We start from the raw sequence: 12,187 nt of genomic DNA, 5'->3' as shown, positions 1-12,187 counted from the left end.
TGTCAGTTCTCCAGTACGCTCAGCAGGCCAAGGGGCAGTGGCACGTCCATCACGCGGTCGAACAGCCAGTAGAGGAAGATGCTCATGCCCACCACCACGATGGCGCTGTGCAGCCAGCGGCCGCCGTACAGGCGCGCCATGGGCAGGCCCACCAGGCTGGCACTGAGAATGAAGCCCAGGGGTTCGAAGGTGGCGGCGAAAACCAGCAGCAGGCCGACGCACGCGGCGATCTTGATCAGGGTTGCGCGGTCCAGTTCTGGTTCGTCGTCCTTGCGCACGATCGGGGTCGGGCGGATAGCCAGGTACAGCAGGCCCAGGCCCATCAGGCCGAGCATCAGCAGTGGGTAGGCACGCGGGCCCACCGGCTCATAGGAAAACGCCGCCTGGTAGGGCCAGGCCATTACGGCAAGCACGGCGCACACCGCCAGCAAGACCAGGGCGAAGAGGCGTTGCAGGATCATGAAGGAATCCTCGTTGGGATCGCTGTAGGAGCGGCCTTGTGTCGCGATCGGCCGCGAAGCGGCCGCAAAGCCAGCCTCTGCGATCTGTCTGAAGCATCGCACGGCTGTTCCAGGGGCCGCTTTGCGGCCCGATCGCGACGCAAGGCCGCTCCTACACAGGGATGGTGGTGGATCCGGCAGGCTTACTGGATCAGGCCAAATTCCTTGGCCAGCGTCTTGTAGTCAGCCACTTGCTTCTTCACATAGCCGTCCAGTTCTTCGCCGGTCATGGCGAACGGGAACAGCTCGCGCTGGTCACGCAGTTTGGCGAAGTCTTCCGAAGCCAGCATCGTGTCGAACGACTGCTTCCACCAGGCGTAATCCTCGTCGCTGACCTTTGGCCCGAGGTAGAAACCGCGCACCACTGGCCAGACGATGTCATAACCCTGCTCCTTGGCAGTCGGGATGTCTTTCATCTCCGGCTCGTCCAGGCGGTTTTCCGAGAACACCGCGAGGATGCGCATGTTGCCGCTCTGAATGTGCGGCATGGAGTCTGAAATGTCGGTCGAGCCCACCTGGATGTGGCCGCCCAGCAGGGCCGTGGCAATTTCGCCGCCGCCTTCCAGGGCCACGTAACGCAGGTCGCGCGGGTTGATCCCGGCGGCCTTGGCGATCAGGGCGGTCTGCATCCAGTCCTGGCTGCCGACGGTGCCGCCAGAGCCGATCACCACTTTGCTCGGGTCTTTTTTCAGTGCTGCGACCAGGTCGTCGAGGGTCTTGTAGGGCGAGTCGCTCTTCACCGCGATGGCGCCGTAACTGGTGCCGACCGCGGCCAGCCATTTCACGGCGTTTTCGTCGAAGCGGCCGAACTTGCCCTGGGCCAGGTTCAGCAACGAACCGCTGGACCAGGCCACCAGTGTGCCGGCGTCAGCCGGGCGTTGGGCGACCACGGCGTTGTACGCCACCGCGCCGACACCGCCGGGCATGTAGGTGACGCGCATGGGTTTGCTGAGGATATTTTCCTGCACCAGGGCGCTTTGCACCAGCTTGCAGGTCAGGTCGAAACCGCCGCCCGGCGAGGCGGGGGCGATACATTCGGGGCGTTTCGGTTCGGCAGCGAGGGCGTTGCCGGCCAACAGCAGGCAGCCGGTAGCGAGGACGAGGCGGCGCAGTGAAAAGGTCATCGTCGATCTCCGTGAATGTTGTTGTTATCGGGTTAGGCTAGCGGCTTACCACAGCGCCACGCTGTAGCTCACCAGCAGCCGCACTTCGTCGGCATCGCGGGCGAGGTTGGAGCGGAATGTGGCGTTGCGCAAACGCACGGCCACGTTCTTCAACGGGCCGCTTTGTACGACGTACTTCATTTCGGTGTCGCGTTCCCACTCTTTGCCTTCGCCACCGGCGGCGCGGCTGACATTATCGCCGCTGATGTAGCGGGTCATGAAGGTCAGGCCGGGCACGCCCAGGGCGGCGAAGTTGTAGTCGTAGCGTGCCTGCCAGGAACGCTCGTCCTTGCCTGCGAAGTCGTTGATCTGCACGAAATTGACCAGGTAGGGGTCGGCGCCATCCACATAAGGGAACGCGCTGTCGCCCGACAATTGCTGCCACGCGCCACTGACCTTGTGCCCACCCAGGGCGTAGCTGAGCATGCCGTTGAACGTGGTGTTGTCGATGTTGCCGGCCTTGGCGGCACCGGCGTCGTCGCTGATGGCCAGGCGCAGGTCGGCACCGAGGGTGCCTGGGCCCCACGGCTGGGTGGCGACCATGCCGATGAAGTGCTGGCGGTAGATATCGTCGAGCTGGGCGAAGTGATAGCTGCCGGTGATACGGTCGGTGAACTGGTAGTCGAGCCCACCCAGGGCCAGGTGATCGGCGCTGAACGAACCACCGAAGCGGCCATTCTTGTTGTTCAGGGCCAGGTCTTCCCAATTGGTGTCGTTCCGGTCCTTGGCTTTGTCCAGGCGCCCGCCAGTGAACGTCAGGCCCTTTATTTCCTTCGAGGTGAGCAGGCCGCCTTCGAAGGTTTGCGGCAGGATCCGGCCGTCGTTCGGTTGCAGGGTCGGCAGCTCGGGGATCAGCGTGCCGATCTTCAGTTCGGTCTGGGAGACCTTGACCTTGCCGGTCAGGCCCAGCTTGGAATATTCGTCGGCAGCCTTGCCGTCATCGTGGGTCGGCAGCAGGCCGGTATCGGTGCGGTCCGGGCTGGAGTCGAGCTTGATACCGAGCATGCCCAGCGCGTCCACGCCGAAGCCTACGGTGCCATCGGTGTAGCCGGACTCGAAGTTGAGCATGAAGCCCTGGGCCCATTCATCGCGCTTGGATTGTTGCGCGCTGGTGCCGTCGCGGAAATCGCGGTTGAAGTACATGTTGCGGGTTTCGAAGGTGGCCGTGCTGTCTTCGAAGAAGGCGGCCTGGCTCAGCGGGGCGACACCGGCGAGCGCCAGGGCGCTGGCGAGGGTGCTGGGGCGTGAGGCAAAGGAACGGGTAGGCGCAAACGCCTGCGGCTGTGCTGACAGCATCGTCGGTGACTCCGTTTTTGTTCTTATTCGTTGCACCTTGCTGGTGCTTTTTTCGGTGCGAGGCGCGACCGTAGGGCGATGCTAGGCAACGAACCTTTCGCTAACCTTTCAACCTGAAAGGTTGCCTCAAGGGGCTTCACAGGCCCGGCGACAGCGGTACACTCCGCGCCATTGCCCCAGCCGAGAGGGAGAAACCGATGCGTGTGCTGCTGGTCGAAGACCACCTGCAACTGGCCGAAAGCGTGGCCTTGGCCTTGAAAAGCCTGGGCCTGACCGTGGATGTGCTGCACGACGGCGTGGCCGCCGACCTGGCCCTGGCCAGCGAAGAATACGCAGTGGCCGTGCTGGATGTCGGCTTGCCGCGCATGGATGGCTTTGAAGTGCTGGCGCGTTTGCGTGGGCGCGGCAAGACCCTGCCGGTGTTGATGCTGACCGCCCGCAGCGACGTCAAGGACCGGGTCCACGGCCTGAACCTGGGGGCCGATGACTACCTGGCCAAGCCGTTCGAGCTGACCGAGCTGGAAGCCCGGGTCAAAGCCCTGCTGCGGCGCAGCGTGCTCGGTGGGGAGCGCCAGCAGCGCTGCGGGCCGTTGGTGTACGACCTCGATACCCGGCGTTTTGCCCTTGGCGACGACAACCTGACCCTGACCTCCCGTGAGCAGAGTGTGCTGGAGGCGCTGATCGCCCGCCCGGGCCGGGTGATGAGCAAGGAGCAGCTGGCCGCCCAGGTCTTCGGCCTGGACGAGGAGGCCAGCCCCGATGCCATCGAAATCTACATCCACCGCTTGCGCAAGAAGCTCGACGGCCAGCCGGTAGCCATCGTCACCTTCCGCGGCCTGGGCTACCTGCTAGAGCACCGCGATGCGTGACAATGGCAGCCTGCGCGGGCGCTTGATGGGCAATCTGGCGTTGCTGCTGGTGGTGCTGATGCTGGCCAGCGGCCTGAGCGCCTACTGGAATGGTCGCGAGGCTGCCGATACAGCCTACGACCGTACCCTGCTGGCCTCGGCACGGACCATCGCCGCGGGGCTGTCGCAGCGCGATGGCTCGCTGAGCGCCGACGTGCCTTACGTGGCGCTGGACACCTTCGCCTACGACAGCGCCGGGCGCATTTACTACACCGTGCTCGATATCCAGCAGCGGCTGATTTCCGGTTACGAGAACCTGCCGCCACCGCCGCCAGGCACGCCCCGCACCGACGATTACCCGGCGCTGGCGCGGTTCTACAACGCCACCTACCTGGGCCAGGACGTGCGCGTGGTCAGTTTGCTCAAGGCGGTGAGCGAGCCGAACATGAATGGCATGGCGGAAATCCGGGTGGCCGAGACCGAGGAGGCGCGGGTGAGCATGGCCCGCGGCTTGATGGCCGATACCTTGCTGCGCCTGGGCATGCTGGCGCTGGCGGCGCTGGTGATGGTGTGGTTCGCCGTCAGTGCGGCGCTGCGGCCGCTGGAGCGCCTGCGCACAGCGGTGGAGGAGCGCCAGCCCGACGACCTGCGGGCGCTGCCGGTGGTGCAGGTGCAGCGTGAGTTGGGCCCATTGGTGCGTGCCTTGAACCACTTCACTGAACGCCTGCGTGGCCAGTTCGAGCGCCAGGCGCAGTTCATTGCCGATGCCGCGCACGAACTGCGCACGCCGCTGGCGGCCTTGAAGGCGCGCGTCGAGTTGGGACTGCGTTCGCCAGAGCCGCAGGCGTGGCGGGAAACGTTGGAGTCTGCCGCCCAGGGCACCGACAGGTTGACCCACCTGGCCAACCAGCTGCTGTCATTGGCACGGGTGGAGAACGGCGCGCGGGCGATTGCCGAGGGCGGTGCGCAGCGCCTGGACTTGAGCCAACTGGCCCGGGAGCTGGGCATGGCCATGGCGCCCCTGGCGCACAAGCGCGGCGTTGCGCTGGCGCTGGAGGCCGAGGCGCCGGTCTGGCTGAAGGGCGAGCCGACGTTGCTCAACGAGCTGTTGAGCAACCTGGTGGACAATGCCCTGGCGCATACACCGCAGGGCGGCAATGTGATCATTCGCGTGCTGGCCCCGGCCGTGCTGGAAGTGGAAGACGACGGGCCTGGCATTCCCGAGGCTGAGCGCGAGCGGGTCTTCGAGCGGTTCTACCGGCGCAGTGCGCAGGGCAGCGGGTTGGGGCTGGCCATCGTGGGCGAGATCTGCCGGGCGCACCTGGCGCAGGTGAGCCTGCATGATGGCGCGAAGGGCGGGTTGCGGGTACGGGTGAGTTTTATCGCGGACTGACGCGGTGCCTGTGCTGGCCCACCGCCGGCCAGCGCAGGTTTGAGCGGGTCAGCGCAACATGCTCCGCGCCTCAAGCAACTCTTCCACCTCAAGTTCGGTACCGAACGGCAAGCCCAGGTGGCGGTACGCCGGCAGCGCCGCCAACGGCCGCTGGCGCCCACGTTGGCTGATGCAACGCGCGATCTGCACGATGTCGATGTAGTCGACCTTGTCAGTCTGGCGGTCCAGGTCCTGAACCTGCGAGGGCAGGTTGACCAATTGCTCCGGAAACTCCCACGCCTTGAGAATCTTGTCACCCAGCGCCGGCTGGATCTGCTCGATCACATAATGCAGGCACACCGGGTCGGACAGCAGTTCGTTGTGCTCTTCGGCGTAGATCAGCACGGGCAGCGCGCCAATCTGGTTGACCAGCCCACCCAGGGTCGCCTGCTCAGGTTTGAGCTGGGTGTAGCGGCGCGTGATTTCGTAACTGATGCCCGCCACTTCCAGGCTGTTGGCCCAGATTTCACGCAATTTTTGCTCCACGGCCGACGAGCGGGCGTGGAAAATCTGCTCGATGACCAGGCCGATGGCGAGGTTGCAGCTGTAGTTGATGCCCAGCCGCGTGATGGCGGTGTGCAGGTCGGTCACTTCTACCGCCGCGCGCAGCAGCGGGCTGTTGACGACCTTGATCAGGCGCGCCGAAAGCGCCGCATCACGGCCGATCACCTTGCTCAGGGCCGCTACGCTGATCTCGCTGTCTTCTGCCGCCTCACGGATGCTCAAGGCAACTTCGGGCAGGGTCGGCAGGACCAGGTCATCCTTTTCGATGGCATCGAGCAACTGTGCTTGAACCATCTCGGCCAGCTTGTTCATGGGCGTGTCTACCGCAGTGGTGGTGCGGCCCCGCCACGCGGGCGGGGCAGGCTGGTCAGCGCTGGATTTCCCGGTCGCGGTCCAGTTCGTAAGGCAGGGTCAGCACCTGCAGGCGCGGGCCTTCCAGGCTGCCCAGGTGCAGGTTGTCGTCCTCTACCGCCTCGGCACTCAGCACGGCGAGCAATTCGCAGCCGGCACCGTTGCTGGCGGCCAGCACCACTTCACCGACCGACGAGCCGTGGGTGGGCGAGAAGATTTCCGCCCCCGGCGCCGGAACGGCGGCCTGGTCCAGCGCCAGGCGGTACTGACGGCGCTTGAGCTTGCCCAGGTACTGCATGCGCGCGACGATCTCCTGGCCGGTGTAGCAGCCCTTCTTGAAGCTGACGCCATCGACAGCTTGCAAGTTGATCATCTGGGGAATGAACAGCTCGCGGGTCGGCCCCATGACCTGACCGATGCCGGCGCGGACCTGGCCGAGCAGCCAGTCGTTGAGGCTGCCTTCGGGCAGGGCGGCGGCGAGGGCCTGGCGCACGGGCTCGGCGTTGTCCGCCGCTACCCACAGCTCTACGCGGCCGGCGGACACGGTGACCGCGATCAGCCCGGCCTGGCGCACGGTGCTGCCCGCGGCGCTGGGCAGGTCGATCCCCAGTGCTTGCAGTGCCGCCTCGCCCCCTTGCAGGCCGAAGCGTGCCCAGGCGCTGCTCTCATCGGTGAGCGTGGCCTTTGAAAACACGGCGTACTTCTTCAGGTCGGCCAATTGCGCCTCGAGCAGCTCGCTGGCCATGGCCAGCAGGTAGCCGTTGCCTTCGGGCAGGATACGGAAGCTCGACTGCATGCGCCCCTTGACCATGCAGCGGGCGCCGAGGCCGGCATGTTCCTGGCTGAGATAGTTGATGTTGCAGGTCAGCTGGCCTTGCAGGAACTTGCCTGCATCGGAGCCGCGGACGGCGAGGATGCCCTCGTGGGACAGGGGGCAGAAGAAAGCGGAATCGGCCATGGGTCATCGCGGTGGCTAAAGACTGGCGGCCATCATAGAACGCCGGTAACAAAATAGGTAGGTGAGTAGACCAACGCCCGGTGCCGCTGCGCTCGCCTGGCTGTATACTGGCGGGCCATTCGAGGAGGGCCCCATGGTCGAACAAACTGAACTCAACCGGCTGTTCTGGCACAGCCGCCGCGGCATGCTGGAACTGGACGTGCTGCTGGTGCCTTTCACCCAGGAAGTCTACCCCACCCTCAACGAGGCCGACCGCGAACTGTACGTGCGCCTGTTGAGCTGCGAGGATCAGGACATGTTCGGCTGGTTCATGGAGCGCACCGAGTCTGAAGACCCGGAGCTGCAGCGCATGGTTCGCATCATTCTGGACCGTGTCCAGCCCAAGTGAGTGTTATGAGTGCCGCTGGCAGGGCTCGCGCCGGCTGCTGGCGGTCTACCTGGCATGCCAGGGGGTAGCCTGGCTTGCCGCGTGGGCAAGCGCGCTGCCAGCCTGGCTGGCGTTTACCCTCATCATTGCCTGCCTTGCCCACGCTGCCTGGGCGCTTCCCCGCCGTATTCTCTTGACCCATGAACAGGCCGTTACCGGCTTGCGCCGTGATGTGCGCGGCTGGCAGGTGTACACCCGTGGTGGTGGCTGGCAGCCGGTGCGGCTGTGCCGGGACAGCATGGCCCTGCCTGAGTTGGTGGTGGTGCGCTTTGAGCGCGCCGGGCGCTGGTTGGGGCAAAGCCAGTGTGTACCGCCGGATGCCCTGGGCGCGGACGAGCATCGGCGGTTGCGGGTGCGGTTGAAATTCAGCCGGCGGCGCTGGGGCGCTGCAGCGCTCAGGTCGGGCTGAGCACCGTGTCCTTTGCTTCGTCCAGCATGCCCGGGTAGTCCAGGGTGTAATGCAAGCCGCGGCTCTCTTTGCGCTGCATCGCCGACAGGATCATCAGCTCGGCCACCTGCGCCAGGTTGCGCAGTTCGATCAGGTCGCGGCTGACCTTGTAGTTACTGTAGAACTCGTCGATTTCATCCAGCAGCAGCCGAATGCGGTGCTGCGCCCGCTGCAGGCGCTTGCTGGTGCGCACGATACCCACGTAGTCCCACATGAACCGCCGCAACTCGTCCCAGTTGTGCGCGATGATCACGTCCTCGTCCGAATCGGTCACCTGGCTGGCATCCCAACCCGGCAGAGCCCTTGGCATGCTCACCTGCTGCAGGTTGGCCTCGATGTCGGCAGCCGCGGCGCGGCCATACACAAAACACTCCAGCAGTGAGTTGCTGGCCATGCGGTTGGCGCCATGCAGGCCCGTGAAACTGGTTTCGCCAATCGCGTACAAACCCGGCACATCGGTGTGGCCGCGGTCGTCGACCATTACCCCGCCGCAGGTGTAGTGCGCGGCAGGCACCACCGGAATCGGCTGGCGGGTGATGTCGATGCCAAACGCCAGGCACCGCTCGTACACGGTGGGGAAGTGGCCCTTGATGAACTCGGCTGGCTTGTGGGTGATGTCCAGGTACACGCAGTCCACACCCAGGCGCTTCATTTCGTGGTCGATGGCGCGGGCGACGATATCGCGGGGCGCCAGTTCCTCGCGCGGGTCGAAACGTGGCATGAAACGCTCGCCATTGGGCAGGCGCAGCAGGGCGCCCTCGCCACGCAGGGCCTCGGTGATCAGGAAGCTCTTGGCCTGCGGGTGATACAGGCAGGTCGGGTGGAACTGGTTGAACTCCAGGTTCGCCACCCGGCAACCGGCCCGCCAGGCCATGGCAATGCCGTCGCCACACGCGCCGTCGGGGTTGCTGGTGTAGAGGTAGACCTTGGCCGCGCCGCCAGTGGCCAGCACGGTGAAGCGTGCCCCGAAGGTGTCGACCTCACCACTGTTGCGGTTGAGCACATAGGCGCCCAGGCAGCGCTCGCCGGGCAGGCCCAGGCGCCGCTCGGTGATCAGGTCGACTGCCACGCGCTGTTCAAGCAGCTCGATATTCGGGCGCGAGCGGGCCTGCTTGAGCAGCGTGGTGAAAATGGCGGCACCGGTCGCATCGGCGGCGTGGATGATCCGCCGGTGGCTATGGCCGCCCTCGCGGGTAAGGTGGAACTCGAAGCCGCCATCGTCGACGCTGTAGTGCTCGTCGCGGGTAAACGGTACGCCTTGTTCGATCAGCCACTGTATGGCTTCGCGGCTGTGTTCGACAGTGAAGCGTACGGCGTCTTCATGGCACAGGCCGCCGCCGGCATTGAGGGTATCCTCCACATGCGACTGCACTGTGTCGGTATTGTCCAGCACCGCAGCGACACCGCCCTGGGCCCAGAAGGTCGAGCCATTGGCCAGGTCGCCCTTGCTCAGCACGGCGATGCGCAGGTGGCTGGGGAGGTTGAGTGCCAGGCTGAGACCGGCGGCACCGCTGCCGATCACCAGGACATCATGTTGGAATTGTTGGCTCATGTCGGGACACTAGTAATCTTTGGAGGGGGCGCGGCACAATAGCCACGCGCAGGTGGCATAGTGAAACTATTGTTCGCTCGACCGGGCTGCCTTTATAGCAGCCCCCGGTGGCCAATTTCCATGCCAGCTGCCAGCGTGGCCAACCTTTGTGGGAACTTTCCGACATGGCCGGAAATCCTATGAAGGTTGCCCGCACGCCACAAATTGCCGCGGCGACGCAGGGCGGCAGGCCTGTCCCGGCTGTCCCTGCGTACACGTAACCTGATTATCGACGAAGCCGGCGATGACCGTGCCTCGTCTTCCGTGCAAGCCGACCAAGGGCTGCAGGAAACTTGCTTGGAGGGGAGAACTTTTGCGAAAAGCCCGAGTCTATGGTTGCAAGCCTGAGCGATGGCTGTTGCAACGCTCCTTCGAGTTCACTGAGGAGTGTTCATGCTAACCCAGGAAGAGGATCAGCAACTTGTCGAGCGCGTGCAGCGCGGCGACAGGCGAGCGTTCGATCTGTTGGTGCTGAAGTATCAGCACAAGATTCTCGGGTTGATCGTGCGGTTCGTTCACGATACCCACGAGGCCCAGGATGTTGCGCAGGAAGCCTTTATCAAGGCCTACCGTGCACTTGGCAATTTCCGCGGCGACAGTGCGTTTTACACGTGGCTGTACCGCATCGCCATCAACACGGCGAAGAACTACCTGGTGTCCCGTGGAAGACGGCCGCCAGACAGCGATGTCAGCTCCGAGGATGCGGAGTTTTACGACGGCGATCATGGCCTCAAGGATCTTGAGTCTCCAGAGCGCTCGTTGTTGCGGGATGAGATCGAAGGCACCGTCCATCGCACCATCCAGCAACTGCCCGAAGACCTGCGCACGGCGCTTACCCTGCGTGAGTTCGATGGCCTGAGTTACGAAGACATTGCCAGTGTCATGCAATGTCCGGTGGGTACCGTGCGCTCTCGAATCTTCCGCGCTCGGGAGGCCATAGACAAAGCCCTGCAACCGTTGTTGCAGGAAACCTGAGACAGCGGCGACAGCCAAGAGAGGAACCGCCATGAGTCGTGAAGCTTTGCAGGAATCGCTGTCCGCGGTAATGGATAACGAAGCGGACGAACTGGAATTGCGTCGGGTGTTGAACGCCGTCGACGAAGCCGAAACCCGTGCCACCTGGTCCCGTTACCAGGTAGCCCGCGCAGCCATGCACAAGGAGTTGCTGCTGCCCAACCTGGATATCGCCTCGGCGGTGTCTGCGGCGCTGGCCGATGAAGCCGTGCCGGCCAAGGTCAACAAGGGCCCGTGGCGCAGCATCGGCCGCCTGGCTGTGGCTGCTTCGGTCACCGTGGCCGTGCTGGCGGGTGTGCGCATGTACAACCAGGACGAGATCACCGGTGCCGAGCTGGCTGCCCAGCAGCCGGTCCAGCAGGGCGTGAGCGTGCCACAAGCACAGGGCCCTGCAGTATTGGCAGGTTATACCGAGAGCAGCGAGCAACCGACCGGGCCAATGGCCAACGGTGTGCTGCAGAACCAGGCCGGCTGGGACCAGCGTCTGCCAGGTTACCTGCGCCAGCATGCTCAGGAGTCTGCGCTCAAGGGTACTGAAACTGCACTGCCGTATGCCCGCGCTGCCAGCCTGGAAAACCGTTAAGTAAGGAGGCTCATGCGCGCGCTACCTCTCCTGACGCTGCTGGTTGGCAGCTGCATGACGGTGCCAGCGTTGGCAGCCAATTCTTCGCCCGAGGCGAGTGAATGGCTGAACAAGCTGGCACAGGCCGAGCAAAAACAGAGCTACCAAGGCGCTTTCGTCTACGAACGCAACGGTAGTTTTTCTTCACACGATATCTGGCACAGGGTAGAGGGCGGCAAGGTCAGCGAGCGGCTATTGCAGCTCGATGGCGCAGCCGAGGAAATCGTGCGCGTTGATGGCAAGGTGGCGTGTGTCAGCGGCGCCTTGGCCAGCGGGGTTACCAGCCCTCCAGATACTGCACCGCGTGTGCTTGATCCCCTGAAGCTCATGGGTTGGTACGACCTGAGCGTGGCGGGCAAGTCACGCGTGGCCGGGCGTGACGCGGTGATTGTGACGCTCACGCCGCGCGACCAGCACCGCTATGCCTTCGAATTGCACCTGGACCGCAAGACCGGCCTGCCGCTGCGCTCCTTGATGCTCAACGACAAGGGGCAGTTGCTGGAACGCTTCCAGATGACCCGTCTCGATACCGATGACCTGCCCAGCGACAGCGACCTGCAACCAAGCGCCGCCTGCAAGCCTGTGCAGCATGTGGCCTCGGTCAGCAATGACAACATCGCCGCCTGGCGTTCGGACTGGTTGCCGCCGGGCTTCGAACTGGTCAACAGCACCGTGCACCGCGACCCCAAGCTTGGCAGCTCGGTCAGTAGCCTGATGTACGACGATGGCCTGGCGCGCTTCTCGGTGTTCCTCGAGCCGGTCAAGGATGACGGTGGTAACGATGTGCGCACCCAGCTTGGGCCGACGTCGGCGGTTTCACGTCGCCTGAATACGCCCAAGGGCAAGGTCATGGTGACGGTCGTCGGTGAAATCCCCCTGGGTACGGCAGAGCGTGTTGCCCTGTCCATGCGACCTCAGGATGCCCAGGTACGCCAGTAATGGCGCCCGTTTGCGGGCCGTGCCAAAGGCAGCCGGGCATACGCCTGAAATGAAATTAAAGCATTGTCATTTGCAATCCGGCGGCAAATTTTCT

General features: G+C 64.4%; 13 protein-coding genes. 7 read left to right on the top strand and 6 right to left on the bottom strand.

Annotated features, from left to right (window positions below; genetic code table 11):
* Positions 1-2: 2 nt before the first annotated feature.
* The 3 genes from L1P09_RS20010 to L1P09_RS20000 form a co-directional block, all read right to left on the bottom strand.
* Positions 3-461 (bottom strand): tripartite tricarboxylate transporter TctB family protein, encoded by a 459-nt coding sequence (locus L1P09_RS20010; RefSeq protein WP_054905110.1) that lies wholly within the window; start codon positions 459-461, stop codon positions 3-5.
* 182 nt (positions 462-643) lie between these two features.
* Positions 644-1,624 carry a Bug family tripartite tricarboxylate transporter substrate binding protein gene (locus L1P09_RS20005; RefSeq protein WP_235768033.1) on the bottom strand — a complete coding sequence of 327 codons (981 nt, stop codon included), beginning with the start codon at positions 1,622-1,624 and terminating at the stop codon, positions 644-646.
* 45 nt (positions 1,625-1,669) lie between these two features.
* Positions 1,670-2,959 (bottom strand): OprD family porin, encoded by a 1,290-nt coding sequence (locus L1P09_RS20000; protein WP_009684775.1) that lies wholly within the window; start codon positions 2,957-2,959, stop codon positions 1,670-1,672.
* Between the two features lie 197 nt (positions 2,960-3,156).
* Between L1P09_RS20000 and L1P09_RS19995 the strand changes: the two genes are divergently transcribed.
* Together L1P09_RS19995 and L1P09_RS19990 are read left to right on the top strand one after the other, a co-directional pair.
* Positions 3,157-3,828: a response regulator gene (locus tag L1P09_RS19995; RefSeq protein ID WP_009684774.1), complete on the top strand. Its 672-nt coding sequence runs from the start codon at positions 3,157-3,159 to the stop codon at positions 3,826-3,828.
* The gene (locus tag L1P09_RS19990) at positions 3,821-5,200 is read left to right on the top strand and encodes a sensor histidine kinase (protein WP_009684773.1); all 1,380 of its coding nucleotides are present in this window, start codon (positions 3,821-3,823) and stop codon (positions 5,198-5,200) included. The genes L1P09_RS19995 and L1P09_RS19990 overlap by 8 nt, the downstream gene beginning before the upstream one ends.
* Positions 5,201-5,248: 48 nt before the next feature.
* On the opposite strand, the gene L1P09_RS19985 is transcribed toward L1P09_RS19990, so the two are convergent.
* Positions 5,249-6,055 carry an HDOD domain-containing protein gene (locus L1P09_RS19985; protein WP_009684772.1) on the bottom strand — a complete coding sequence of 269 codons (807 nt, stop codon included), beginning with the start codon at positions 6,053-6,055 and terminating at the stop codon, positions 5,249-5,251.
* Positions 6,056-6,110: 55 nt separating this feature from the next.
* On the bottom strand, positions 6,111-7,052 hold the full coding sequence (ygfZ, locus tag L1P09_RS19980; protein ID WP_009684771.1) for a CAF17-like 4Fe-4S cluster assembly/insertion protein YgfZ: 942 nt from the start codon (positions 7,050-7,052) through the stop codon (positions 6,111-6,113).
* Positions 7,053-7,185: 133 nt separating this feature from the next.
* On the opposite strand from ygfZ, the gene L1P09_RS19975 reads away from it, so the two are divergent.
* Both L1P09_RS19975 and L1P09_RS19970 read left to right on the top strand, forming a co-directional pair.
* Entirely contained in the window at positions 7,186-7,440 is a 255-nt protein-coding gene (locus L1P09_RS19975) for an FAD assembly factor SdhE (protein ID WP_009684770.1), read from the top strand.
* Entirely contained in the window at positions 7,424-7,888 is a 465-nt protein-coding gene (locus tag L1P09_RS19970) for a protein YgfX (RefSeq protein WP_054905112.1), read from the top strand. Before L1P09_RS19975 ends, L1P09_RS19970 begins: the two co-directional genes overlap by 17 nt.
* Here L1P09_RS19970 and nadB read toward each other — a convergent pair.
* Entirely contained in the window at positions 7,875-9,479 is a 1,605-nt protein-coding gene (nadB, locus tag L1P09_RS19965; protein ID WP_054905113.1) for an L-aspartate oxidase, read from the bottom strand. The genes L1P09_RS19970 and nadB overlap by 14 nt on opposite strands.
* 432 nt (positions 9,480-9,911) lie before the next feature.
* Between nadB and rpoE the strand changes: the two genes are divergently transcribed.
* The 3 genes from rpoE to L1P09_RS19950 are packed head-to-tail and all read left to right on the top strand — an operon-like array spanning position 9,912 to position 12,093.
* On the top strand, positions 9,912-10,493 hold the full coding sequence (rpoE, locus tag L1P09_RS19960) for an RNA polymerase sigma factor RpoE (RefSeq protein ID WP_003252049.1): 582 nt from the start codon (positions 9,912-9,914) through the stop codon (positions 10,491-10,493).
* Positions 10,494-10,524: 31 nt separating this feature from the next.
* Complete coding sequence (locus L1P09_RS19955) at positions 10,525-11,115, top strand: sigma-E factor negative regulatory protein (protein ID WP_029886111.1); 591 nt, start codon at positions 10,525-10,527, stop codon at positions 11,113-11,115.
* Between the two features lie 12 nt (positions 11,116-11,127).
* Positions 11,128-12,093 carry a MucB/RseB C-terminal domain-containing protein gene (locus tag L1P09_RS19950; protein WP_054905114.1) on the top strand — a complete coding sequence of 322 codons (966 nt, stop codon included), beginning with the start codon at positions 11,128-11,130 and terminating at the stop codon, positions 12,091-12,093.
* Positions 12,094-12,187 lie beyond the last annotated feature (94 nt).

The organism is Pseudomonas juntendi (assembly GCF_021560075.1).
Classification (GTDB): domain Bacteria; phylum Pseudomonadota; class Gammaproteobacteria; order Pseudomonadales; family Pseudomonadaceae; genus Aquipseudomonas; species Aquipseudomonas juntendi.
This window is presented reverse-complemented; position numbering and strand designations above follow the sequence as displayed.